Source organism: Zavarzinia sp. CC-PAN008 (genome assembly GCF_051903925.1).
GTDB lineage: Bacteria > Pseudomonadota > Alphaproteobacteria > Zavarziniales > Zavarziniaceae.
In genome coordinates this window covers 995,579-1,018,289 of record NZ_CP173678.1, presented here as the reverse complement: position 1 = coordinate 1,018,289, position 22,711 = coordinate 995,579, and the positions used below count along the sequence as shown (strand labels likewise).

The window sequence follows — 22,711 nt, the reverse complement described above, 5'->3', positions numbered from 1 at the left end:
TATCGCGGCGGCCCTGTTCCGGTACGGAACAGGGCCGTTCCGCTGAAGCTTGAAGGGTGCAGATCCCACGATGGCAAAGGCCGACTATTACGACCTGCTGGGGGTGGAGCGCAGCGCCTCCCAGGAAGACCTGAAAAAGGCCTTCCGCAAGCTGGCGATGAAGTACCACCCCGACCGCAACCCGGGGGACCAGGACGCCGAGCGGCAGTTCAAGGAAATCAACGAAGCCTATGAGATCCTGAAGGACGACCAGCGCCGCGCGGCCTATGACCAGTACGGCCACGCGGCGTTCGACCCCGCCAATGGCGGGCGCCCCGGTGGCTTCGACTTCTCGTCCTTCGGCTCCGTGTTCGAGGACCTGTTCGGCGACTTCATGGGCGGCGGCGGCCGCCAGCGCGGACCCGCGCGCGGTGCGGACCTGCGCTACAACCTCGAGATCTCGCTCGAGGAAGCCTATCACGGCAAGAAGACGACCATCCGCATCCCCTCCGCCATCGCCTGCGAGGCGTGCGACGGCTCGGGCGCTGCGGCGGGGTCAAAGCCCGTCACCTGCACGACCTGCAATGGCATGGGCAAGGTGCGGGCGCAGCAGGGCTTCTTCACGATCGAGCGGGCCTGCCCGACCTGTCACGGCCATGGCCGCATGATCAAGGACCCGTGCAAGGTCTGCGGTGGCCGCGGCCATGTCGCGCGGGAAAAGACGCTGTCCGTCAACATCCCGGCGGGAGTCGAGGACGGCCAGCGCATGCGCCTGAAGAACGAGGGCGAGGTGGCGCCGCGCGGCGGCCAGCCGGGCGACCTCTACATCTTCCTTTCGGTGGCACCGCACCGCCTGTTCCGGCGCGACGGGCCCAACCTGCATTGCCGCCTGCCAATCTCGATGGTGACCGCCGCCCTGGGTGGGGCCGTGGATGTGCCGTCCCTGGACGGAGCCAAGAGCAAGATCACGATCCCCGCAGGCACCCAGTCCGGCCGCCAGTTCCGGCTGAAGGGCAAGGGGATGCCGACCCGCGGCCAGTTCGGCGACCTGTTCGTCAACGTGGCGGTCGAAACGCCCGTGAACCTGAACAAGCGCCAGGTCGAACTGCTCCAGGAATTCGCCAAGGCCGGGGGTGAGGAGACAAGCCCCGAGTCGGAAGGCTTCTTCGCCAAGGTGAAGGAGCTGTGGAACGACCTGACGGACTGAACCGGGACTTGCGGGAGACGGTGCGCCCGATGCTTCGAGACGCGCCGCGTTCCGCGTTGCTCCTCAGCATGACGCTGTTGTTTTTCCTATAGAATCCCATGCGGCGTCATCCTGAGGAGCCGCCTTCGGCGGCGTCCCGAAGGATGTTGGCGCGACCTCTACGCGTCCCCTGGATGAGGGACGGCTACATGAACAAGAAGGGGGGACGCCATGACGGCGCTGTTTCCGGGCTTTGCCCAGCACCGCATCAGGACCAGCGGGGCCGAGATCAACCTGGTGACGGGGGGCAAGGGGCCGCCGCTCCTGCTGCTGCACGGCTATCCCCAGACCCATGCCATCTGGCATCTGGTGGCGGAACGCCTGAAGGACCACTTCACCCTGGTCTGCGCCGACCTGCGCGGCTATGGCGACAGTGCCAAGCCGCCCGGCGACAGGACCCACGCCGCCTATTCCAAGCGTGCCATGGCCCAGGACATGGTGGAGGTGATGAGCGCCCTGGGGCATGAGCGCTTCGGCCTGGTCGGCCACGACCGCGGCGCCCGCGTCTCCCACCGCCTGTGCCTGGACCACGAGGCCCGCGTGACCCGCGTCGCCCTGCTCGACATCGTGCCGACCCGGCACCTGTTCACCCATGTCGACCGCAAGCTGGCGCACACCTATTTCCACTGGTTCTTCCTGTCGGTTCCGGCACCGTTGCCGGAGAACCAGATCGGGGCGGATGCGCTCAACTGGGTGCGCTTCATGCTGGGGGCGCTTGGCCCCAGCGGGGCCTTCGACCCCCGCGCCCAGGCCGAATACGAACGCTGCTTCAGCGATCCCGCGACAATCCACGCCTCTTGCGAGGACTATCGCGCCGGGGCCTCCATCGACCTGGAGCACGACGCGGTCGATGCCGCGGCGGGGCGCAAGATCCAGGTGCCCACCCTGATCCAGTGGGGGGAGACGGGGGCCCTGCCGCGCCTGCATGACGACGTCATGGCAATCTGGCGCCAGTATGCGACCGACGTGACCGGAGAACCCATGCCGTCCAACCACTACATCCCCGACTTCGCGCCCGCGGAGTGTGCCGCCTCTCTCCTGCGCTTCTTCGGGGCCGCGTCGTGAAGGCCGTCCTTTGCCACAAGCCGGGCCCGATCGAGGACCTGAGCCTGGGGACCGACGTCGCCGTGCCGGAGCCCAAGGCGGGCCAGGTGCGCATCGCGGTGCACGCGGCCGCCATCGGCTATGTCGACGCCCTGATCGCGCAGGGCCTCTACCAGACGAAGCTGCCGCTGCCCTTCGTTCCCGGATCCGAACTGGCCGGCACGGTCGAGGCGCTGGGCGAGGGGGTTTCGGGACTGGCCATCGGCGACCGCGTCATGGGCGGCGGCTTCTCCGGCGGCCTTGCGGAACAGACGGTGGTGCCGGTGGCGGGCGTGCGCCGCATCCCGGCCGCCATGTCGTTCGAGGCGGCGTCCGGCTTCCGCACCAACTACCTGACCGCCCTCTATGCGCTGGACATGCGCGGCAAGGTCAAGGCGGGGGAGACGGTCCTGGTCCTGGGCGCTGCCGGCGGTACCGGCATCGCGGCCGTCCAGGTGGCCAAGGCTCTGGGCGCGCGCGTCATCGCTGCGGCCTCGACCGAGGAGAAGCGCGCCTATGCGCTGGCCGGCGGTGCCGACGCGGCGGTCGACTACACGACCCCCGACTGGCGCGAGGCGCTGAAGGCGCTGGCCCCCGCCGGGGTCGACGTCACGTTCGATCCGGTGGGCGGCGCCACGGCGGAACAGGCCTTCCGGTCGATCGCCTGGGACGGGCGCCACCTGGTGATCGGCTATACGTCCGGCATTCCGCGCCTGCCCCTCAACCTGCCGCTGCTCAAGAATGCCCAGGTGGTGGGCGTGGACGTGGCCCAGATCGCGCGCCACGGCGCGGACACGGCGGACCGCCTGATCGACCGCCTGTTCGCGCTGGTCGAGGCCGGCCGGCTGAGCCCGCCGGTCGGCAAGGTCTATGCCCTCGACGATTTCCAGCAGGCCTATCGCGACCTGATCGGCCGCAAGGCCCAGGGCAAGGTGATCGTCCGCGTCGCCTGAGCGCGGCGCACACGGAAAGGACAGCGCCCATGCCCCCCTTGCCCCCTGACATGGCGGCAATCGCCGTGCGCCAGCCCGGCGGACCGGAGATGATCGAGCTGGTGCGGTTGCCCGTGCCGCAGCCGGACGCGGGACAGGTGCTGATCCGCGTGCGGGCCGCCGGCCTGAACCGTGGCGACATGGTCCAGCGCCAGGGCCACTACCCGCCGCCACCCGGGGCGCCGCAGACCATGGGCCTGGAAGTCGCGGGCGAGGTGGCGGCGCTGGGTCCCGGTGTGACGGGCTGGGCGATTGGCGATCCCGTCTGCGCTCTGGTCGCCGGCGGTGGCTATGCCGAATACTGCCTGGCCTATGCCGGGCACGTCCTGGCTGTCCCCCCCGGTCTGGACATGGTGGCCGCCGCGGCGGCGCCCGAGACGATCATGACCGTCTGGACCAATGTGTTCGATGCCTGCGCGCTGCAGCCGGGGGAGACATTGCTGGTCCATGGCGGCGCCAGCGGCATCGGCACGATGGCGATCCACATGGCGCGGGCCCTGGGCTCGCCCGTCTATGTGACCGCGGGAAGCCCGGGGAAGTGCGCGGCCTGCCTGGAGGTGGGGGCCACGGCGGCGATCGACCACCGCGCCCAGGACTTCGTGGCCGAGTTGATGCGCCTGACCGGCGGGCGCGGCGTCGACGTGATCCTGGACATGGTCGGCGGCGACTACATCCAGCGCAACATGGCGGCGGCGGCGCATCGCGGCCGCATCGTCTCCATCGCGTTCCTGGAGGGTGTGAGCACCAGCGTCAACTTCCTGCCGATGATGCTGAAGCGCCTCACCCTGACCGGCTCCACCCTGCGCGGACGTGCTGTCGCGGAAAAGACGGCCATCACCGACACGGTGCGCGCGCGGATCTGGCCCCTGGTCGCCGCGGGCACGATCCGCCCCATCGTGGACCGCACCTATCCCCTGGCCGAGGCCGCCGCGGCGCACGCCTACATGGAAGCCGGCCAGCATGTCGGAAAGATCGTCCTGACGACCTGACCCGCCCGCCCCGGCCCCTCCGGGCCCGCGGTCGCTCCAACATCCTGATGGTCAATGGAATGAGATATTGGAGCGGGCGATGAGATTCGAACTCACGACCCCAACCTTGGCAAGGTTGTGCTCTACCCCTGAGCTACGCCCGCATCCGCGTCGTCCGATGGTCTCGGACAGTCGAGAGAGCGCGGATAATACGCGCGGATTCCGGCTTGGCAAGCCCTGGATTGGCCCAGTTTGACGCACCCCATGCAGGCGTGTCCCGTCACAGGCCCCGCGCCGCCATCGCCAGCAGGGCCACGAAGGCCGCCACGCCCAGCAGGCCCGCCGCCATTCCCAGGAACATCGTCATCGCGCCACGCCCCCGCCCAAGACCAACCGGGCGGCGGCCCGCCGAATCATGGTTAACGGACCGCGGTAGCAGGAGACCGCGTCGGGCGGCGGCTGTCCAGTCGCCAGCAGGGCGCCCGCGCGCTCAACGACCCTCCGTCGGCAGGTGGGCCTCCAGATGATCGCGCAGCGCGCGGATGCGGGGCAGGCCCGCCTTGTGCCGTGGCCAGACGAGATAGATCCGCACCGCACCCAGGGTCAGGTCCGGGTGGGCCAGCCGCAGGCGGCCCTGGGCCAGGTCGCCATCGACCAGGAAGCCGGGCAGGGTCGCGATGCCCATGCCAGCCAGGGCCATGGCACGGACAGCCTCCACATCGTTGAGCAGCATGCGGGGCCGGATGTGCACCTCCTTGAGGACGTCGCGCACACGCAATGGCCACACGGTGCGCGGGGCATAGGTCCGCTGCACCAGGCAGCGCTCGTCCACCAGGTCGTCCGCGCCGCGCACGGGATGGGCGTCCAGGAAGCCAGGCGTGGCGCAGACATGGGCGCGCATGCGGCGCACCAGTTGGGCCTGGAGGCCAGAGGCACGGGGCTCGGTCAGGCGCACGGCAAAGTCGTACCCCTCCGACAACAGGTCCGCATAGCGGTCGGACAGGTCGATATCCAGGCGCACCCGGGGATAGCGCGCGGCAAAACCGGCCAGGACGGGCAGCACGCAGTGCCGCCCATAGGACGACGGGATCGTGATCCGCAAGGGTCCATGTGCGCCCGCCACGTCGTCGTCCAGGCCGGCCTCCGCATCCGCCAGGCCGGCCAGCAGGTCGCGCACGGCATCGCCATAGCGCTCGCCCGCCTCGGTCAGGATCAGGCGCCGGGTCGTGCGCTCGATCAGGCGGCGGCCCAGCCGGCGTTCCAGTTCCGAAACGCGGCGACTGACCGTCGACTGGGTCACGCCGAGTTCGCGCGCAGCGGCCGCGAAACCGCCGACTTCGATCACCTTGAGGAAGGTCGCGGCGTCCTGGAGGTTGGGCGTATTCATCGACGGAATCGATAACTGAAATCCCCATTCCCCGGGAAGTCACGGTCGCGTCATGGCCCTAGCCTGGAGCCGGTCCGATGCTGTGGGTCCAGGCCGCGAGGGGAATGCCGATGAGGAAGGTGGAGGCTGGATCGCTGACGTCGATCCGCGACTATGCGCTGGTCGAATGCGCGATCCCACAGCCCGGAGCGGGCGAGGTGGTGGTCCGCGTCGCCGCCTGTGGCGTCGGCTATGTCGATGCGCTGGTCGCGCTGGGCCGCTATCAGGTGAAGCCGCCGCTGCCGCACACGCCGGGGCAGGAAGTGGGTGGCTGGGTCCATGCCGTGGGCGAGGGCGTGGCCGGCCTGCGCGTGGGCGAGCGGGTGATGGCCAGCGCGGCGGGCGGCTTTGCCGACTATGCCCGCGCCGCCGCCGGCAGCGTGGTGACAATTCCCCCAGCCATGACGTTCGCCCAGGCCGCGGGTTTCCGCATCAACTACCTGACGGCTCTGCACGGCCTGGCCGACCGGGCCGTGCTGCGGCCGGGGGAACGCCTGCTGGTGCTGGGTGCGGCAGGCGGCGTTGGCCTGGCGACGATCCAGGTCGGCCGGCTGCTGGGCGCCCGCGTGATCGCGGCGGCATCCAGTGCGGAGAAGCGCGCCTTCGCGCTGGAACACGGCGCGGATGCCGTGCTCGATACGACGGTCGAGGGCTGGCGCGACCGGCTGAAGGCTGCCTGCGGGGGCCAGGCCCCGAACGTCGTTTTCGATCCGGTCTGCGGGCCGTTGTTCGAGGCGGCTTTCCGGTCGCTGGGCTGGGGCGGGCGCCACATGGTCGTCGGCTTTGCCGGCGGCCCCATCCCGGCTTTGCCCGCCAACCTGCCCCTGATGAAGGGGGCGGCGCTGACGGGCGTCGACGTGCGTCAATTCCAGCTGTTCCAGCCGGAGGAGACGGCCGCCCACCTGCGCACGCTGCTGGACTGGGTCGCCGACGGCCGCCTGGTGCCGCCGGTCGGCCGCTGTTTCGCGCTGCCAGACCATGCCGAGGCCCTGGAATTCGCGCTGAGCGGCCAGGGCCTGGGCAAGACCGTCCTGATCCTAGAGCCCTGATCCATCCCAGGAGATCGATCCCATGCATGTGTCCGAAGCCGTCGAGGCCCGCCGCTCCATCCGGGCCTTCCGTCCCGACCCGGTTCCGGCGGCCGTGGTCCGCACCCTGCTGGAGCAGGCGGCGCGCGCGCCGAGCGGCGGCAATCTCCAGCCATGGCGCGTCCATGCGGTGGCTGGCGCTGCCCTGGCCGACCTGCTGGCCCGCGTGCGGCAGGCCGGCTTCGACCCAAGCCCCGCCTATGACATCTATCCCGCCGACCTGTGGGAGCCCTACCGCACCAGGCGGTTCGAGACGGGGGAGGCGCTGTACGACGCGATTGCCATCCCGCGCACGGACAAGGCCGGCCGCATGCGCCAGCTGGCCCGCAATGCCGAATTCTTCGGCGCGCCCGTCGGCATTTTCGTCTCGGTCGACCGGCGGATGGGCCCGCCGCAATGGTCGGACCTGGGCATGTACATCCAGACCCTGATGCTGCTGGCGGTCGAGCATGGCCTGGCCACCTGCCCCCAGGAGTTCTGGGCGCTCTATGCCCGGACCGTGGCGACGGTGCTGGACCTGCCGGACGACCAGATGCTGTTCTGCGGCGTGGCCCTGGGCTATCGCGACGACGACGCCCCCATCAACACGCTGCGCACCACGCGGGCCCCCTTCGCCGACTGGGGCCGGATGATCGGCTTTCCGGACTGAAGCGCTCCCGCCGGGCGGTCCACGCCGTTCACCAAACTGTCGCAATCCAGGGCCGGAACGACCCCGTACCGTCAATTCAAATCGGGGTCGGTGCGGGCTTGATTTCACCGCGGCGCGCGCGCCATGGTGCGGCCCGAACAGGATGGCATTCAGGCGCTTGCCCGGGGACTGAACATCCGGTGCAAGGTCCAGGGAGGACGGCTTCATGAATTTCGAGTTTTCCGAAGACCAGGAAATGCTGCGCGAGCAGGCGCGGCGCTTCCTGGCCGACCGCAGTTCGACCAAGGTCGTGCGCAGGATCCTGGAATCGGATGCGCCCTTTGACGCCGACCTGTGGAAGGGGATCGTCGAGATGGGCTGGACCGGGACCGCAATCCCGGAGGAGTTCGGCGGCCTGGGCCTGGGTCACCTGGAACTGTGCGTGATCGCCGAGGAACTGGGCCGCGCGCTGGCGCCCGTGCCCTTTGCCTCCAGCGTCTATCTGGCGACGGAGGCCCTGCTGCTGGCCGGCACGAACGAGCAGAAGCAGGCCTGGCTGCCCAAGCTGGCGGCGGGGGAGGCGATCGGCACGGTCGCGGTGGCCGAGGGGCCGACCCAGCCGACGGCGCGCAACATCGCGGCGACGTTCGAGAACGGCAAGCTGTCGGGCACCAAGGTGCCGGTGCCGGACGGCGACATTGCCGACTTCGCCATCGTCCTGGCCCGCGCCGGAGCAGAGGGCGAGCGCGGCCTGGTCCTGGCCCTGGTCGACCTGAAGGGCCCGGGCGTCGCGCGCAAGGCGGTCAAGACGATCGATCCCACGCGCAGCCAGGCCGAGATCACCTTCACCGACGCGCCCGCCGAAGCAGTGGGCGCCGTGGGCGAGGGCTGGGCCAACCTGACCCAGGTGCAGGACCGTGCGGCCGTCCTGATCGCCTTCGAGCAGGTGGGCGGCGCCCAGGTGGCGCTGGAAATGGCCAAGGACTATGCGCTGCAGCGCTATGCCTTTGGCCGGGCCATCGCCTCGTTCCAGGCGATCAAGCACAAGCTGGCCGACGTCTATGTGGCGATCGAGCTGGCGCGCTCCAACGCCTATTACGGCGCCTGGGCGCTGTCGGCCGGCTCGCCCGAACTGCCGGTGGCGGCGGCCGGTGCGCGCGTGGCCGCGACGGAGGCCTTCCACCAGGCGTCCAAGGAGTCGATCCAGACCCATGGCGGCATGGGCTATACCTGGGAAGGCGACTGCCACCTGTACTATCGCCGCTCCAAGCACCTTGGTCTGAAGCTCGGCTCGGCCCGTACCTGGAAAGAGCACCTGATCAGCCGCCTCGAAGCGCGCAACGCAGCCTGAGGGAGGAACGACACATGGATTTCGAGGATACCCCGCAGGAAGCCGAGTTCCGGGCAAAGGCCCGCGCCTGGCTGGAAGCCAACGCGCCGAGCCCTGAGGAAGTGCGCCAGATGGGGCGCGAGGCGGCCGACGAGAAGCAGGCGCTGGCCCGCGCCCGCGCCTGGCAGGCCAAGAAGGCCGATGCCGGCTGGGCCTGCATGCACTGGCCCAAGGAATATGGCGGCATGGCCGCGACCCCGATCGAGCGCGTGATCTGGGAGCAGGAGGAGGGCAAGTTTGCCGTCCCCCGCGGCTTCTTCGACATCGGCCTCGGCATGTGCGGGCCGACGATGATGGCCTATGCGACCGAGGAGCAGAAGAAGCGCTACCTGCCCGTCATGCGCCGGGGCGAGGAGATCTGGTGCCAGCTCTTCTCGGAGCCCGCGGGCGGCTCGGACGTGGCGGGCCTGCGCACGCGGGCCGAGCGTGACGGCGACGACTGGATCATCAACGGGCAGAAGATCTGGACGTCCGGCGCGCACTATTCCGACTACGGCATCCTGGTGACGCGCAGCGATCCCAATGTGCCGAAGCACCAGGGCCTGACCTTCTTCTTCCTGGACATGAAGTCGCCAGGCGTCACGGTGAAGCCGATCAAGCAGATTTCTGGGGCTTCCGGCTTCAACGAGGTCTTCTTCGACAACGTGCGCATCCCCGACAGCCAGCGCCTGGGCAAGGTGGGCGACGGCTGGAAGGTCTCGCTCACCACGCTGATGAACGAGCGCCTGTCGGTGGGCGACGCCCCGCCGCCGGGCTTTGACGAGCTCTTCGCGCTGGCCAAGAGTGTCGAGATCGACGGCCAGCCGGCTTTGGCCAAGGACGACGTGCGGCAGAAGCTGGCCGACTGGTACGTCCAGTCTCGCGGCCTGAAGTACACCAAGTTCCGGACCTATACCGCGCTGTCGCGCGGCCAGACGCCGGGGCCCGAATCCTCGATCACCAAGCTGGTCAGCGCCTCGAACCTGCAAAACATTTCCAGCTTCGGCATGGATCTGGTCGACCAGGGCGGCGTGATGACGGATGGCGAGACGATGCCGGCGGGCGGCCTGTTCCAGCACGGCTACCTGTTCTCGCCGGGCCTCCGCATTGCCGGCGGCACGGACGAGATCCTGCGCAACATCATCGCCGAGCGCGTGCTGGGCCTGCCGCCCGACATCCGCGTCGACAAGGACATCCCCTTCAACAAGCTGCCCGTGGGGAAGTAAGTCCGGTTCAGGGCGCGTCAAGGCCGCTTCAACATCCTTCGAGACGCGCGCGTCGCGCGCTCCTCAGGATGACGACCGTTGGAATTGTTCAAACAAGAACAACGGCGTCATGCTGAGGAGGCCCCGCAGGGGCCGTCTCGAAGCATCTGAAGCAACGGTGACGCAACACGCGTTCCCCATCCGCCGGACCTCTTCAGGTTGAGGTGGGAATAGGGTTCAACCGAGCCCATCCCGGTTCTACAGTCCCTTCGAGTGAGGGGCGCATGAAGCGGTTCGAGGGCGATTACGACTACATCATCGTGGGCGCGGGCACGGCCGGGTGCATCCTGGCGAACCGCCTGTCGGCGGACCCGCGCAACCGTGTCCTGCTGCTGGAGGCGGGCGGGCGCGACAACTGGATCTGGTTCCACATCCCCGTCGGCTACCTGTTCGCGATCGGCAATCCGCGGTCGGACTGGATGTACCGGACGGAACCCGAACCCGGCCTGAACGGCCGCTCCCTGGCCTATCCGCGGGGCAAGGTGATCGGCGGCTCGTCCGCCATCAACGCCATGATCGCGATGCGCGGCCAGGCCGCCGACTATGACCATTGGCGCCAGCTGGGCCTGCCCGGCTGGGGCTGGGACGACGTCCTGCCGGCGTTCAAGCGGCTGGAGGACCATTTCCTGGGGGAGGGCCCCTTCCACGGCACGGGCGGCGGCTGGCGGGTCGAGGCGCCGCGCCTGTCCTGGGCGATCCTGGACGCGGTGCGCGAGGCGGCGGGCCAGATGGGCATCCCCACCATCCCCGACTTCAATACCGGCGACAATGAAGGGGCCAGCTATTTCCACGTGAACCAGAAGCTGGGGCGGCGCTGGTCGTCGGCCCGCGGCTTTCTGAAGCCGGTGCTGCACCGGCCCAACCTGCGGCTGGAAACTGGCGTCCTGGCCGACCGCCTGGTGATCGAGCAGGGCCGGGCCGTGGGCGTGGTCTTCCACAAGGACGGGCAGGCAGTCGAGGCCCGGACGAAAGGGGAGGTCGTGCTGAGCGCCGGGGCCATCGGCACGCCGCACCTGCTGCACCGCTCGGGCGTCGGGCCGGCAGACTGGCTGCAGGCGGCGGGCATCCCGGTGGTGCAGGACGTCTCCGGCATCGGCCGCAACCTGCAGGACCATCTGCAGATCCGCACGATCTACAAGGTGACGGGCGGGGCGACGATGAACGCCCACTACTACAACCTGCTGCGGCGCGGCTGGATGGGCGTCGACTACGCCCTGCGGCGGCGCGGGCCGCTCACCATGGCGCCGTCGCAGCTGGGCCTGTTCACCCGCTCCAGCCCGGATCACGAGCGCGCCAACATCCAGTTCCATGTCCAGCCCCTGTCCCTGGACAAGTTCGGCGATCCCCTGCACCGCTTCCCCGCGATCACGGTCAGCGTCTGCAACCTGCGTCCCACAGCGCGCGGCACGGTCAGGCCGCGCGATGCCCAGGCGACCAGCGCGCCGTCGATCGCCCCGCACTACCTCTCGACGCCGGAGGACCGGCGCGTGGCGGCGGATTCGCTGCGCGTGACGCGGCAGTTGATGAAGCAGTCGGCGCTGGCCCGCTACCATCCCGACGAATACCTGCCCGGTCCCGCCATCGGCGATGACGAGGACAGCCTGGCCCGGGCGGCGGGCGACATCGGCACCACCATCTTCCACCCCGTGGGGACGGCGAAGATGGGGCTGGAGAGCGATCCGATGGCGGTCGTGGACGACCGGCTGCGCGCCTTTGCCGTGGGCACCTTGCGCATCGCCGACGCCTCGGTCATGCCCACGATAACGTCCGGCAACACCAACACGCCGACCGCGATGATCGCGGAGCAGGCGGCGGCGCGGATCCTGGCGGACGCCCGCGCATGATCCGGGAGGTGCGCGCCGCGGCCGACGCGGTCGCCCTGCTGCCGGGCGCCACTTTTGCCGACGCCTTCACGATCCGGGTCGAGGAGCGCGACCTGACGGCGCCCGCCGCAGCCCGGCGCGTGATCGGGCGCCAGCCGGCCTGGATCGGCCATCTGATGCGGCTGCGCAACCTGGTCGCCGCCCCCTTTGGCCTGAAGACGGACGAAACGACGATCCCCGCGCCCAATGGCCGCCTGGGCCTGTTCCCGATCCTGTCCGAGACAGAGGCCCGCGTGGTGCTGGGCTTCGCCGACCGGCACCTCGACTTCCGCATCGTGCTCGACGTGGTGCGGCTGGACGGCGCGGCGCAGGTGACGACGACCACGGTCGTGCGCACCCATAACGCGCTGGGGCGGACCTACCTCACCACGATCATGCCGTTCCACCGCATGGTGGTGCGCGCCATGCTTGCCCAGGCGCGAGAGAAGTAGAGCAGGCCTCAAAAATCCCGCTCATCCCCGCGCAGGCGGGGATCCAGGGCAACATGGACCTGCGCTTGGGACCCTGGATCCCCGCCTGCGCGGGGATGAGCGGTGAGAAGGCGGGCAATCATGGAACTGGACAGCCCCAACCCTGGCCCACAAGGGGCGGAGTTTGCCTACGCCCTGGCCTTGATCTGGGTGCGCTTCATGTAGCGGCGGGCGTCGCCGTCGAAGCTGTCCCGCCTGTGAGCAGTTGCGAAATTGTCCCAAAGGACGACGTCGCCCACCTGCCACTTCTGGGTCCAGACATGCTCCGGCTTCTCGGCATGCGCCCACAGGGCGTCGAGCAGGGCCTCGCTCTCCGCCAGGTCCAGGCCCTGGACATAGGCATTGCGGCGGCGCCCCAGGTAGAGCATGGGCCGCCCGGTCACCGGATGCGGCAGAGCCAGCGGATGGCGCGCGCCCGGTGCCTCGCGCGGGTCCGTCACCTCGGCAAAGCCGCGGCGCAGTTCGCCCGCCGAATTGCGCGAGGAATCGTGCGTGGCGGTGCGGCCGGCAATCGCCGCCTTCAGCTCCGCCGGCAGCGTCTCGTAGGCCAGGCCCAGGTTGATGAAGCTGGTGTCGCCGCCCACGGCCGGCACCTCGACCCCGTAGAGGATGCTGCCGACCGGCGGCACGTCGTTATAGGACATGTCGATGTGCCAGGCGCTTTCATAGGCGCCGAGCGAGCCCAGGCGCAGGCCATCCTCCACGATGTTGGAGACGATCAGGATATAGGGATCGGGATAGGTCTTGGTCCCCGCCGCATGGATGGGCGCGCGGTCGAGCACGCCGAAGCGCTGGCTGAAGCCGATCAGGGCGCCATCGTCCAGCGCCTGGCCGCGGAAGCGAAGGACCAGGTGGCGGCTCCACGCCTCCACCAGGCGCTGGAAGGTGGCGGGTCCCAGCGGCCGCGACAGGTCCAGGCCCGTGATGTCGGCGCCCAGGGCGGCACCGGTCGGCACGACCGCGAAATCCTGTTCCAGGTCCGGCAGGGGACCCGCCGCATCCGGCACGGCGCGCAGAATAGACATCGCTGACCCCTTGGAGTTCGGGCGGAGTGAAGCATTGCCGGGGCGCCGACACAAATGCGTGGGCGTCCGGGCTGGCCTGCCTTGTGGCATCGCGTCATGTCGGGCGGCGGATGGCGCCCTTCAACCCTGGCCGGCACTCCCCTAGACTGCCGCGCATTGTTTCGAATGGGTTCGAGCCATGCTGAGCCGCTTTGCCAATCCGGTCCGCTTCCTGCGCCTGGCCGATGCGATCCTGCCCTGGGCCGGTGGCCTGACCCTGGTCCTGGTCGCGGTCGGCCTGTACTGGGGCCTGGTGGTGGCGCCGGAGGACTACCAGCAGGGCGACACGGTGCGGATCATGTTCGTGCACGTGCCCGCCGCCACGATGTCGATGGCGGTCTATTGCGTGATGGCGGTGGCCAGCCTGGTGTCGCTGATCTGGCGCCACGTCCTGGCCGACCTGGTGGCCAAGTCGGCGGCCCCCATCGGCGCCGCCTTCACCCTCATCGCGCTCGTCACCGGCTCGCTCTGGGGACAGCCGATGTGGGGAACCTGGTGGGTGTGGGATGCGCGCCTGACCTCGGTCCTGGTGCTGTTCTTCCTCTACCTTGGCTATATCGCGCTGTGGGAGACGATCGAGGACCCGCAGCGCGCGGCCCGCGCCGCCGCCATCCTGGCCCTGGTCGGTTCGGTCAACATCCCGATCATCAAGTTCTCGGTCGACTGGTGGAACACGCTGCACCAGCCGGCCAGCATCATGCGCATGGATGGCCCCTCCATCCACCCGTCCATGCTGTGGCCGCTTCTGGTGATGTTCGCCGCGGCCAATGCCTATTTCGTCACGGTCCTGCTGTGGCGGGTCAAGGCGGAGATCCTGGCCCGGCGCGTGCGCACCCTGTCCCTGGCCCGTGCCGCCGCCTGACCCGAGGCCCTACTTTTCCGGGCGATAGGCGGGCGACGCCACGCGCAGGCCATCCTCGGCCAGGCGCAAGCCCGCGGGCGAAACGGTCGAGACGTTGAGCACGACCTTGCCCGCCGGTTCGGTCGTCGAATAGCCGTCGACCACGATCGAGTAGGCGACGCCGCCGGTGACCGCGACCGCGACCGCGCTCAGGCGTCCGTTGGCGTCGTCGTTGACCGCCCGCAGGGTCAATCCCGTCGTCGCATTGCCGGTATAGACGCCCAGGATCGTGTCGAAGCCGCTGCCATCGGTGGTCATCATGACCACGCCCGACGCGGGCGCCACCCAGCGCCACCACACCGTGCGTCCCGCCGCCGCCGGGATCAGCAGCGGCTCTCCCGTCTCCAGCGTCGCGTTGACGTTCGTGCCCATCGCCTGGCCGCCCGTCGCGATGGTGAGCGCCGAGGCGAATCGGTCGTTCACCGGCGGCAGGGAGGCATTGACGGTGAACGTGCCCAACGGGGTCCAGGCCGCGTTGCCATTGGCGTTGGCGGCCATCACCGCCCAGCGAATGGTGCCGCCGGGAAAGGCGGTGCCCTGGAACTCGCACAGCGCGCCGGCGATCGTGCACTTGGCCTGGGCCGCGGTCAGCCAGTTGCTGAAGATCGTGCTGCCATCGGCACGATAGGCCGCAACCCGGTACTGCGTCGCCTGCGTGCCCTGGCGCCAGCGCAACAGCGGCGCAATGTTGGTCGTCGTGTTCAGCGGCGAAACCAGCGTGGCCATGCCCGCCGGCTGCGTGTTGTAGGTGAAGTTGGACGCGCCGGTGGCGGACGCCTTGCCCGCCGCGGTGATCGCCTTGACCGACCAGCGCACCGTGCCCTGAGCCAGGGGCGAGGTCAGCGTGTGGCTGCAGGTCGGGCTGACGCCGTTGACGCAGCCGACGCTGCTGCTGGCCAGGGTGACCGCGCGGCGGATGCCGGTCGCGTCGATCACCGCCACTTCGTACTGGACCGCGCCATAGGAGGGCCGCCAGCTGACGGTCGGGCGCTGCACCGTCACCGTGCCCGTGGGGCCGATGGGCACGGGCGGTGCCGGTGTCGCCGCCAGGTTGACGGTGAAGCCGGCATAGGCGCTGAAGGTCCCGATCACGCTGCCCCGCGCCGCGCGCACGCGCCAGCGCGCGGGACCGGAAGCAAGTGCGGGAGGCAGCCAGCGGCACTGGTTGGTGGCGCTGCTGCACCGTGCGGCGGTGGGGGTCAGGATGCCCGTCACCTCCGTCCCCGCTGTCGCGCTGGTGTCGACCTCGACGCGATAGGCGCTGGCGCCGGTCACCTGCTGCCAGACCAGCACGGGGGTTGCCGTGGGCACCGGCGTGGCGGCCAGCGGCCCGACCAGGACAGGGGCCGGGGCCGGGCCCAGCTTGTCGATGATGTCGACGCGGATGCGCGGGCGCGTGATTCCGCCCCGGGACACGGGGGTGCCATTGGCCGCGAGCAGGTTCTGCAGGGTCCCGACCGAGGACGAGGGTGCGGCGCCGCGCAGCAGCGCGAACGCGCCCGCCACATGCGGCGTGGCCATCGATGTCCCGCTGAGCAGGCCATAGGCGCCACCCGGCAAGGACGAGTTGATGGCCGAGCCCGGCGCCATCAGGTCGACGACGGCATTGAGGTTCGAGAAGTCCGAGACGGCATCCTGCTTCGTCGTGCTGCCGACGGTCACGGCACTGCTGATGCAGCCCGGCGTGTTGATGGATCCGTCCAGCCCGTCATTGCCGGCCGCGATGACGGTCGCGATGCCGGCCGCCGCCAGCTGGTCGATGATCAGCTTGTAGTCGGGGAAGGAGGCATCGCAGGCCGAGGGGAAGAGGGCACCGCCCAGGCTCATGTTGACCGAGGCGATGTTGAAGGTATTGCGCAGGGCATAGACCCGGTTCAGGCCCGCCAGGATCGAGGAATCAAAGGCCGACTTGCCATCGCGCTCGAAGACCTGGATCGCGATGATCTGGGCATCGCGCGCAACGCCGGAGAAGCTGCCATTGCGGCCCGCGGCGATGCCCGCGACATGGGTGCCATGGTCGCAGTCCGCACCCGCGCAGGGCACGCCGGAGCCCGCGGCGGTCGACGAGCGCACGCCCCCGGGGCACGAGGCATCGACCGTGTAGCAGGCCTCCGAAACCACCTTGCCGGCCAGGAAGGGGTGGGCCTTGTCCACGCCGGTGTCGATGATGGCAATGACCTGGCCGCTGCCCGTGGCGCCCATGGCATAGGCACCGGGTCCACCGATCAGGGGAACGGACTGGGCCAGCGTCGCCTGGCGCGCCCGGTCGACCCGGATCGCCGTGACTTCGGGGGCCGCGATCAGGCGGGCCAGCATGGCGGCGTCGGCCTCGACCGTGATCGCCGGGATCTGGTCATAGCGCCGGGTGAACAGCCGCCCCTCGTCCAGCGAGCCCAGGCGCGTGGCCAGGCGGGACTGGATTCCGCCGATCGCCGCCGCGGCCTGGGCGTCCTGCTCGGCAGAACGGATCTCCTTGGGCGACAGGGGTGCGTCCAGCGACACGATCAGGCGCACGCGCCCCTTGGCCGCGACATAGTCCTGGAGCTGGCGCAGCTTCTGCTGCTGCAGGGGGTCGACGGCCAGCGGCCGGCCGCCAGGCAGCGAGCCCGAGGTGGCCACGGCCCCGTCAGGCGGTGCCGGCGGCGCCGCTGCCGCCGGCTGGGCCGCCAGAAGGGCCACGGTGGCGGCCACGAGCGCGGCGCGCAGCATGGCGCGGACCGAGGGGCCGAAAGAGGCGGGTGCCGTGAAGATGCGGGTACGTTGCGTCGTGACCATGGCCGACGATCCCCCAAGCCAGCTTAACGCCACCTTAGAGGGCGGCGGGAGCGGGCCCTGCGTCAACCGGATTCGCGCTCGCGTGTGACGGCTGCGACATGGCGCTTCTGGTAGTATCCGGCCTATACGCCTATAAGGTTAAGGGGCGGGGAGGCGGGACCGGTACGCGTGGAGAAGCTCAGTGACTTCCTCGCCATGGGCGGCTATGCCGCCTTCGTCTGGCCAGCGTTCGCCGTGGCGGTCGGGATTCTCGCCTTGATCGCCTATCTCAGCCATCGCACCCTGCGGCGATATCAGGTCGAGCTGGCGCGCCTGGAGGGCGAGACACGCGACCTGCCGGCGGGAGAGCAGCCATGACACGGGTCCAGCCATGACACGCAGGCGCCGCCGCATCTATGCGATTTCCGCCGGGATGATCAGCCTGGGCCTGGCGACCGTGCTGGCCCTGTCCGCCTTCAGCGACAGCCTGGTCTTCTTCTACAGTCCGTCCGACCTGCAGACCAAGGCGGTAAGCCCGGACCAGGCGCTGCGCCTGGGCGGCCTGGTGGAGATGGACAGCGTGCAGCAGCAGCCGGACGGCGTGTCCATCGCCTTCAAGGTGACGGACGGCGCCCATGCGGTGCCCGTCACCTATCGCGGCATCATCCCCGACCTGTTCCGCGAGGGCCAGGGCGTGGTGGCGGAGGGCAAGCTGGCCGCGGACGGCACTTTTGTCGCCAGCCAGATCCTGGCCAAGCACGACGAGAACTACATGCCGCCCGAGGTGGCCGACGCCCTGAAGCGCAGCGGCCATTGGATGGCCGACGGTTCGGGCCCGGCGCCCGGCGGAGCCAGCGCCGCCACGGCCGGCGCGGCGGCAGGCAGCGCTTCGGGGTCGACCACGACCCTGACCCAATAACCCCATCCCCCACGCCGCCCAGGCACCGACGGTCGGACATGGCTGCGCACCCATTGGTCGCAGGCAGCGCCGGACGCGGAGGGCGCGGCGCTTCGTATACTGAACAGGCTCTGGCCGGGCTGATCCCGGCCGGCCAAAGCGCGGCAGGATCGCCCACATGATTGCGGAACTTGGCCACTTCGCCCTGATCCTGGCCCTGGTCATCGCGACGGTTCAAAGCCTGGTGCCCCTGATCGGGGCGCATCGTGGCGATGCCGCCTGGATCGCCGTGGCGCAACCGGCTGCGGTCGCACAGTTCCTCATGGTCGGCATCTCGTTCGCGGCGCTGACCGCGCTCTATGTCGAATCCGACTTCTCGGTCCTGAACGTGGCGCAGAACTCCCACACGCTGAAACCGATGATCTACAAGATCTCGGGCGTGTGGGGGAACCACGAGGGGTCCCTGCTGCTCTGGGCGCTGATCCTGACCCTGTTCGGGGCGGCTGTCGCGGTCCTGGGCCGCAACCTGCCGCCGCCTTTCCGGGCCCGGGTGCTGGCCATCCAGGCGATGATCGGGGTTGGCTTCCTGGCCTTCCTGCTGTTCACCTCGAACCCGTTCCTGCGCCTGGACCCGATGCCGCCCGAAGGCAACGGCCTCAACCCGCTGCTGCAGGACATCGGCCTCGCCTTCCATCCGCCGATGCTCTACCTCGGCTATGTCGGCTTCTCGATCGCCTTCTCCTTCGCCATCGCCGCGCTGATCGAGGGCAAGGTCGATCCGTCCTGGGCGCGCTGGGTGCGGCCCTGGACCCTGGCGGCGTGGATCTTCCTGACCGCCGGCATCGCGTTGGGGTCGCACTGGGCCTATTACGAGCTGGGCTGGGGCGGCTGGTGGTTCTGGGACCCGGTCGAGAACGCCTCGTTCATGCCCTGGCTGGCCGGCACGGCGCTGCTGCATTCGGCGATCGTGGTCGAGAAGCGCGACGCGCTGAAGTCGTGGACCATCCTGCTCGCCATCATCACCTTCTCGCTCAGCCTGCTGGGCACGTTCCTGGTCCGCTCCGGCGTGCTCACCTCGGTCCATGCCTTCGCCACCGACCCGGCGCGCGGCATCTTCATCCTGGGCTTCCTGCTGCTGGTCATCGGCGGCTCGCTTGCGCTCTATGCGATCCGCGCGCCGTCGCTGAAGCAAGGCGGCCTGTTCGCGCCGGTCAGCCGGGAAGGCAGCCTGCTGCTCAACAACCTGCTGCTGGCCACCGCCACGCTGACCGTGCTGGGCGGCACGCTGTTCCCGCTGGTCCTGGACGCCCTGACGGGCGAGAAGATCACGGTAGGCCCGCCCTACTTCAACAAGACCTTCGTGCCGCTGATGATCCCGCTGGTCGTCGCGATGGCGGTCGGTCCGCTGCTCGCCTGGAAGCGGGGCGACATGCAGGGCGCGCTGCAGCGCCTGATGGCGGCTTTCGCGATTGCCGCGTGCGTTGCGATCTTCACCTGGGGCTTCGTGGCCGGCATGCCGCTCTATGGCGTGGTCGGCTATACGGTCGGGATCTGGCTGGTCGTCGGTGTCCTGACCGAGTGGGCCGAGCGCATCCGCCTGTTCCGGGCGCCGCTGGGCGACAGCCTGCGCCGGGCGCGCCACCTGCCGCGCGCCGCCTATGGCATGACGATCGCCCACCTTGGGATCGCGGTCCTGATGCTGGGCATCACCACGTCGGACGCGTTCAACGAGGAACACCTGATCACCATGAAGGCGGGCGAGACCGTCGATGTCGGCGGCTATGACGTCCGCTTCGATGGCGCCTCGCGCGTGCAGGGCCCGAACTATTCGGCACTTCAGGGCCAGTTCACGGTGACCTATCAGGGCGAGCCGCGCTGGGTCCTGCTGCCGCAGTCGCGTTCCTACCCCCAGCCGCCGATGGAGACGACCGAGGCCGCGATCCGCAGCCAGATCATCGGCGACCTGTATGTCGTGATCGGCGATCCGGTGCCGGACGGCTCCTATTCCGTGCGCCTGTACTGGAAGCCGCTGGTCGTGTGGATCTGGGGTGGCTGCCTGTTCATGGTCATTGGCGGCTTCCTGTCGCTGAGCGACCGGCGCCTGCGCGTAGGCGTGCCGACGCGCAAGCGCACCCCCACCACGCCCGCCAGTACCCCCCCGAAGGGCAAGCCCGGCGCTGGCCTGGCGCCCGCGGAATAGACCCCCATGCGACGCATCCTCTATGCCCTGCCGGTCCTGGCCTTCCTGGTCATCGCCTGGTTCCTGTACGACGGCCTCTACCTGTCGCCGCGGGACATTCCTTCGGCCCTGATCGGCAAGCCGGTGCCCGAATTCAACCTGGGTCCCGTGCCCGGGCGACCCGGCCCGCATGGCGACAAGGGGCTGGCCACCGCCGACCTGAAGACGGGCCAGCCACAGATCGTGAACATCTTCGCCTCATGGTGCGGCCCCTGCCGGGTGGAACATCCGCTGCTGATGGCCCTGGCCGAGCGCAACGTGGCCCCGATCCACGGCATCGACTACAAGGACCGGCCCGAGGCGGCCTTGCGCTTCCTGGACCAGCTGGGCGACCCGTACCAGCGCATCGGCGCCGACGTGAACGGGCGCGCCGGGATCGAGCTGGGCGTCTATGGCGTGCCCGAGACATTCGTGATCAGCGGCGACGGGCAGATCCTGTGCAAGCATGTAGGCCCCCTGTCGGCCCAGTCGATCGAGGAGAAGATCGTGCCAGCCCTTGCCGGCAAGGCGTGCTGATGCGCCGGATCCTCTCAACGCCACTGCGGGCGATGGCCCTGGCCATCGTCCTGTGCCTGGGCCTGGCGCACATGGCGCACGCGGTCGCCGTCGATCCGCCCCTGCCCGATCCCGCGCTGGAAGCGCGCGCGCGCGCCATTTCCAAGGGGCTGCGCTGCCTGGTGTGCCAGAACCAGTCGATCGAGGATTCGAACGCCGACCTGGCGCGGGACCTGCGCAACCTGGTGCGCCAGCGGGTCGCCGCCGGCGACAGCGACGAGCAGGCCCTGGCCTTTGTCGTGGCGCGCTATGGCGACTGGGTCCTGATGGAGCCGCCGCTGAAGCCGCGTACCTATGCATTGTGGGCCCTGCCGGGCGTGCTGCTGGTCCTGGGTGCCGGCCTGGTCCTGATCTTCTATCGCCGCCGCAAGGTCGAGGCCGCCCCGGCCCCCCTGGCGCCGGACGAGCGCCGCCGCCTGAAGGCGCTGCTCGACGAAGGGAATTCCTGATCCGATGTTGTGGCTGGCTTTCGCGTTCCTGACGCTGGTGGTGCTTGGCTTTGTCGGCTGGCCCCTGGTCCGCCCCCGCACCGCGGCGCCGGCGGCCGCCGCCTTCGACCTCGAGGTCTATCGCGACCAGCTCAAGGAGCTGGCGACTGATCGCGAGCGCGGCCTGCTGAGCGCCGAGGAGGCCGAGGCCGCGCGCATCGAGGTCGAGCGCCGCATGCTGAAGGCGGACGCGGAACGCGGCCATGTCGAGATCCGGCGCACCGGGCAGCGACGCGTCGCCGCCGCCGTGCTGGCGCTGGGCGTGCCGGCCGTCGCCGTCGCCCTCTATGTCGACCTTGGCAGCCCCTGGCTCAGCGGCGGCCAGCCGCGTCCCCAGGCGGCCCAGGCAGCCCCGGCGGCCGCAGCCGATCCCGCCCAGGCGGCAGCCCAGGCGGGTGATCCCAACGCCGCCGACGTCGATCCGGAAATGCAGGCGCTGATCCCGATGGTGGAGCGGCTGGCGGCACGGCTGAAGGCCGAACCCAATGATCCCGATGGCTGGCTGATGCTGGCGCGGTCCTATTGGGAGCTGAAGCAGTATGACGACGCGGCGACCGCCTATGGCACCGCGGCCGACCTGATGCCCGCCAATGCCGACATCAAGATGGCGCAGGGCGAGGCCATCGTGTTCGCGGCCGGCGGACTGGTGACGCCAGCGGCCAAGGCCGCGTTCGAGGCCTCGGCCGCGGTCGATCCGAAGCATCCGGGCTCCCGCTACTATCTGGGCCTGGAGCGCCTGCAGTCGGGCGACCCGGCCGCCGCGCTGGCCAACTGGGAAGCGTTGGAACGCGAGTCACCCGAAGGTGCCCCCTGGCTGGAGCAGCTCCGCCAGCGCATCGCCCAGGCCAAGGACTTCGCCGGCCGCATGCCGGAAGGCAGCCTGCCGACGCAGCATCCGCCGGTGCCGCCTCCGCCCGCACCGACCGCCCAGGCACCCGCGGCGCCCGTCCCGCCGGCACCCGTTGCCGCTGCGCAGCCGGCCCCCGCGCCGCCAGCCTCCGCGCCCGCGCCCGCACCGGGGCCGACGGCCGCCGACGTGGCCGCCGCTGCCGACCTGTCGGCCGAGGATCGCGCCGCCTTCATCCAGTCGATGGTGGATCGCCTGGCGACGCGCCTGGAACAGGAGCCCAACGACCTGGAGGGCTGGCTGCGCCTGGGTCGCGCCTATGGCGTGCTGGGCCAGAACGACAAGTCGATCGCCGCCTATGAGAAGGCGGTGGCCCTGGCCCCAGCCGATGGCCGCGCGACCACCGGCCTGGCCCAGGCCCGTGCCCGGGCCGGGCAGTAGGCCGGGCCTGATCCGCCCGCGCCAGGATCGTTCCGGCCGCAGGCCAGACCTGCCGCCGGAACAGGCCCTCCCCGCCTCGGTTGAGCCTGACCGTTAATCAGAGCGCAACCAATTCCGGGGCATCGTC

20 protein-coding genes and 1 tRNA gene are annotated in these 22,711 nt (G+C 69.9%); 17 read left to right on the top strand and 4 right to left on the bottom strand.

Going from position 1 to position 22,711, the window contains the following annotated elements; all coding sequences use genetic code 11:
* Window positions 1-70: 70 nt before the first annotated feature.
* The 4 genes from dnaJ (at window position 71) to ACI6GS_RS04980 (ending at window position 4,289) form a co-directional block, all read left to right on the top strand.
* Window positions 71-1,186 carry a molecular chaperone DnaJ gene (gene dnaJ, locus ACI6GS_RS04995; RefSeq protein WP_439816680.1) on the top strand — a complete coding sequence of 372 codons (1,116 nt, stop codon included), beginning with the start codon at window positions 71-73 and terminating at the stop codon, window positions 1,184-1,186.
* Between the two features lie 210 nt (window positions 1,187-1,396).
* Window positions 1,397-2,290 (top strand): alpha/beta hydrolase, encoded by an 894-nt coding sequence (locus ACI6GS_RS04990; RefSeq protein WP_439816679.1) that lies wholly within the window; start codon window positions 1,397-1,399, stop codon window positions 2,288-2,290.
* The gene (locus ACI6GS_RS04985) at window positions 2,287-3,261 is read left to right on the top strand and encodes an NADPH:quinone oxidoreductase family protein (protein WP_439816678.1); all 975 of its coding nucleotides are present in this window, start codon (window positions 2,287-2,289) and stop codon (window positions 3,259-3,261) included. The genes ACI6GS_RS04990 and ACI6GS_RS04985 overlap by 4 nt, the downstream gene beginning before the upstream one ends.
* 29 nt (window positions 3,262-3,290) lie before the next feature.
* Window positions 3,291-4,289: an NAD(P)H-quinone oxidoreductase gene (locus ACI6GS_RS04980; protein WP_439816677.1), complete on the top strand. Its 999-nt coding sequence runs from the start codon at window positions 3,291-3,293 to the stop codon at window positions 4,287-4,289.
* Window positions 4,290-4,357: 68 nt separating this feature from the next.
* Here the strand turns inward: ACI6GS_RS04980 and ACI6GS_RS04975 are convergent.
* Together ACI6GS_RS04975 and ACI6GS_RS04970 are read right to left on the bottom strand one after the other, a co-directional pair.
* Window positions 4,358-4,432: transfer RNA gene (locus tag ACI6GS_RS04975), tRNA-Gly, on the bottom strand.
* A gap of 326 nt (window positions 4,433-4,758) precedes the next feature.
* Window positions 4,759-5,655 (bottom strand): LysR family transcriptional regulator, encoded by an 897-nt coding sequence (locus tag ACI6GS_RS04970; RefSeq protein ID WP_439816676.1) that lies wholly within the window; start codon window positions 5,653-5,655, stop codon window positions 4,759-4,761.
* 110 nt (window positions 5,656-5,765) lie between these two features.
* On the opposite strand from ACI6GS_RS04970, the gene ACI6GS_RS04965 reads away from it, so the two are divergent.
* The 6 genes from ACI6GS_RS04965 (at window position 5,766) to ACI6GS_RS04940 (ending at window position 12,358) form a co-directional block, all read left to right on the top strand.
* Complete coding sequence (locus ACI6GS_RS04965; protein ID WP_439816675.1) at window positions 5,766-6,743, top strand: NADPH:quinone oxidoreductase family protein; 978 nt, start codon at window positions 5,766-5,768, stop codon at window positions 6,741-6,743.
* A gap of 22 nt (window positions 6,744-6,765) precedes the next feature.
* A complete protein-coding gene (locus tag ACI6GS_RS04960; protein WP_439816674.1) occupies window positions 6,766-7,431 on the top strand; it encodes a nitroreductase in 666 nt (221 codons plus the stop codon).
* Window positions 7,432-7,636: 205 nt separating this feature from the next.
* Window positions 7,637-8,761, top strand: coding sequence for an acyl-CoA dehydrogenase family protein (locus ACI6GS_RS04955; protein WP_439816673.1), 1,125 nt, complete (start codon window positions 7,637-7,639; stop codon window positions 8,759-8,761).
* Window positions 8,762-8,775: 14 nt separating this feature from the next.
* Entirely contained in the window at window positions 8,776-10,005 is a 1,230-nt protein-coding gene (locus ACI6GS_RS04950; RefSeq protein WP_439816672.1) for an acyl-CoA dehydrogenase, read from the top strand.
* Between the two features lie 263 nt (window positions 10,006-10,268).
* Window positions 10,269-11,888, top strand: a complete 1,620-nt coding sequence (locus tag ACI6GS_RS04945) for a GMC family oxidoreductase (protein WP_439816671.1) — start codon at window positions 10,269-10,271, stop codon at window positions 11,886-11,888.
* The gene (locus tag ACI6GS_RS04940) at window positions 11,885-12,358 is read left to right on the top strand and encodes a DUF2867 domain-containing protein (protein WP_439816670.1); all 474 of its coding nucleotides are present in this window, start codon (window positions 11,885-11,887) and stop codon (window positions 12,356-12,358) included. Before ACI6GS_RS04945 ends, ACI6GS_RS04940 begins: the two co-directional genes overlap by 4 nt.
* A 167-nt stretch (window positions 12,359-12,525) precedes the next feature.
* On the opposite strand, the gene ACI6GS_RS04935 is transcribed toward ACI6GS_RS04940, so the two are convergent.
* The gene (locus tag ACI6GS_RS04935) at window positions 12,526-13,422 is read right to left on the bottom strand and encodes a TauD/TfdA dioxygenase family protein (protein ID WP_439816669.1); all 897 of its coding nucleotides are present in this window, start codon (window positions 13,420-13,422) and stop codon (window positions 12,526-12,528) included.
* A 181-nt stretch (window positions 13,423-13,603) separates the two neighbouring features.
* On the opposite strand from ACI6GS_RS04935, the gene ACI6GS_RS04930 reads away from it, so the two are divergent.
* Window positions 13,604-14,323 (top strand): heme ABC transporter permease, encoded by a 720-nt coding sequence (locus ACI6GS_RS04930; RefSeq protein ID WP_439817932.1) that lies wholly within the window; start codon window positions 13,604-13,606, stop codon window positions 14,321-14,323.
* A 9-nt stretch (window positions 14,324-14,332) separates the two neighbouring features.
* Here ACI6GS_RS04930 and ACI6GS_RS04925 read toward each other — a convergent pair whose 3' ends face one another.
* Entirely contained in the window at window positions 14,333-17,137 is a 2,805-nt protein-coding gene (locus tag ACI6GS_RS04925) for a S8 family serine peptidase (protein WP_439816668.1), read from the bottom strand.
* Window positions 17,138-17,305: 168 nt separating this feature from the next.
* Between ACI6GS_RS04925 and ccmD the strand changes: the two genes are divergently transcribed.
* From ccmD to ccmI, 6 genes are all read left to right on the top strand, one after another.
* A complete protein-coding gene (gene ccmD / locus ACI6GS_RS04920; RefSeq protein ID WP_439816667.1) occupies window positions 17,306-17,494 on the top strand; it encodes a heme exporter protein CcmD in 189 nt (62 codons plus the stop codon).
* Window positions 17,495-17,507: 13 nt separating this feature from the next.
* Window positions 17,508-18,035 carry a cytochrome c maturation protein CcmE gene (gene ccmE / locus ACI6GS_RS04915; RefSeq protein WP_439816666.1) on the top strand — a complete coding sequence of 176 codons (528 nt, stop codon included), beginning with the start codon at window positions 17,508-17,510 and terminating at the stop codon, window positions 18,033-18,035.
* Between the two features lie 157 nt (window positions 18,036-18,192).
* Window positions 18,193-20,214 carry a heme lyase CcmF/NrfE family subunit gene (locus ACI6GS_RS04910; protein WP_439816665.1) on the top strand — a complete coding sequence of 674 codons (2,022 nt, stop codon included), beginning with the start codon at window positions 18,193-18,195 and terminating at the stop codon, window positions 20,212-20,214.
* A 6-nt stretch (window positions 20,215-20,220) separates the two neighbouring features.
* Window positions 20,221-20,769 carry a DsbE family thiol:disulfide interchange protein gene (locus tag ACI6GS_RS04905; protein WP_439816664.1) on the top strand — a complete coding sequence of 183 codons (549 nt, stop codon included), beginning with the start codon at window positions 20,221-20,223 and terminating at the stop codon, window positions 20,767-20,769.
* Window positions 20,769-21,257 carry a cytochrome c-type biogenesis protein gene (locus tag ACI6GS_RS04900; protein WP_439816663.1) on the top strand — a complete coding sequence of 163 codons (489 nt, stop codon included), beginning with the start codon at window positions 20,769-20,771 and terminating at the stop codon, window positions 21,255-21,257. Before ACI6GS_RS04905 ends, ACI6GS_RS04900 begins: the two co-directional genes overlap by 1 nt.
* 4 nt (window positions 21,258-21,261) lie before the next feature.
* On the top strand, window positions 21,262-22,584 hold the full coding sequence (gene ccmI / locus ACI6GS_RS04895) for a c-type cytochrome biogenesis protein CcmI (RefSeq protein WP_439816662.1): 1,323 nt from the start codon (window positions 21,262-21,264) through the stop codon (window positions 22,582-22,584).
* Window positions 22,585-22,711 lie beyond the last annotated feature (127 nt).

What these genes read in the sequence shown, in the direction of transcription:
- dnaJ (WP_439816680.1), top strand. Translation starts at nt 71, where the DNA reads ATGGCAAAGGCCGACTATTACGACCTGCTGGGGGTGGAGCGCAGCGCC.
- ACI6GS_RS04990 (WP_439816679.1), top strand. Translation starts at nt 1,397, where the DNA reads ATGACGGCGCTGTTTCCGGGCTTTGCCCAGCACCGCATCAGGACCAGC.
- ACI6GS_RS04935 (WP_439816669.1), bottom strand. Translation starts at nt 13,422, where the DNA reads ATGTCTATTCTGCGCGCCGTGCCGGATGCGGCGGGTCCCCTGCCGGAC.
- ACI6GS_RS04980 (WP_439816677.1), top strand. Translation starts at nt 3,291, where the DNA reads ATGCCCCCCTTGCCCCCTGACATGGCGGCAATCGCCGTGCGCCAGCCC.
- ACI6GS_RS04965 (WP_439816675.1), top strand. Translation starts at nt 5,766, where the DNA reads ATGAGGAAGGTGGAGGCTGGATCGCTGACGTCGATCCGCGACTATGCG.
- ACI6GS_RS04945 (WP_439816671.1), top strand. Translation starts at nt 10,269, where the DNA reads ATGAAGCGGTTCGAGGGCGATTACGACTACATCATCGTGGGCGCGGGC.
- ACI6GS_RS04900 (WP_439816663.1), top strand. Translation starts at nt 20,769, where the DNA reads ATGCGCCGGATCCTCTCAACGCCACTGCGGGCGATGGCCCTGGCCATC.
- ACI6GS_RS04910 (WP_439816665.1), top strand. Translation starts at nt 18,193, where the DNA reads ATGATTGCGGAACTTGGCCACTTCGCCCTGATCCTGGCCCTGGTCATC.
- ACI6GS_RS04940 (WP_439816670.1), top strand. Translation starts at nt 11,885, where the DNA reads ATGATCCGGGAGGTGCGCGCCGCGGCCGACGCGGTCGCCCTGCTGCCG.
- ACI6GS_RS04955 (WP_439816673.1), top strand. Translation starts at nt 7,637, where the DNA reads ATGAATTTCGAGTTTTCCGAAGACCAGGAAATGCTGCGCGAGCAGGCG.
- ACI6GS_RS04905 (WP_439816664.1), top strand. Translation starts at nt 20,221, where the DNA reads ATGCGACGCATCCTCTATGCCCTGCCGGTCCTGGCCTTCCTGGTCATC.
- ACI6GS_RS04970 (WP_439816676.1), bottom strand. Translation starts at nt 5,655, where the DNA reads ATGAATACGCCCAACCTCCAGGACGCCGCGACCTTCCTCAAGGTGATC.
- ACI6GS_RS04950 (WP_439816672.1), top strand. Translation starts at nt 8,776, where the DNA reads ATGGATTTCGAGGATACCCCGCAGGAAGCCGAGTTCCGGGCAAAGGCC.
- ACI6GS_RS04960 (WP_439816674.1), top strand. Translation starts at nt 6,766, where the DNA reads ATGCATGTGTCCGAAGCCGTCGAGGCCCGCCGCTCCATCCGGGCCTTC.
- ccmI (WP_439816662.1), top strand. Translation starts at nt 21,262, where the DNA reads ATGTTGTGGCTGGCTTTCGCGTTCCTGACGCTGGTGGTGCTTGGCTTT.
- ccmE (WP_439816666.1), top strand. Translation starts at nt 17,508, where the DNA reads ATGACACGCAGGCGCCGCCGCATCTATGCGATTTCCGCCGGGATGATC.
- ACI6GS_RS04925 (WP_439816668.1), bottom strand. Translation starts at nt 17,137, where the DNA reads ATGGTCACGACGCAACGTACCCGCATCTTCACGGCACCCGCCTCTTTC.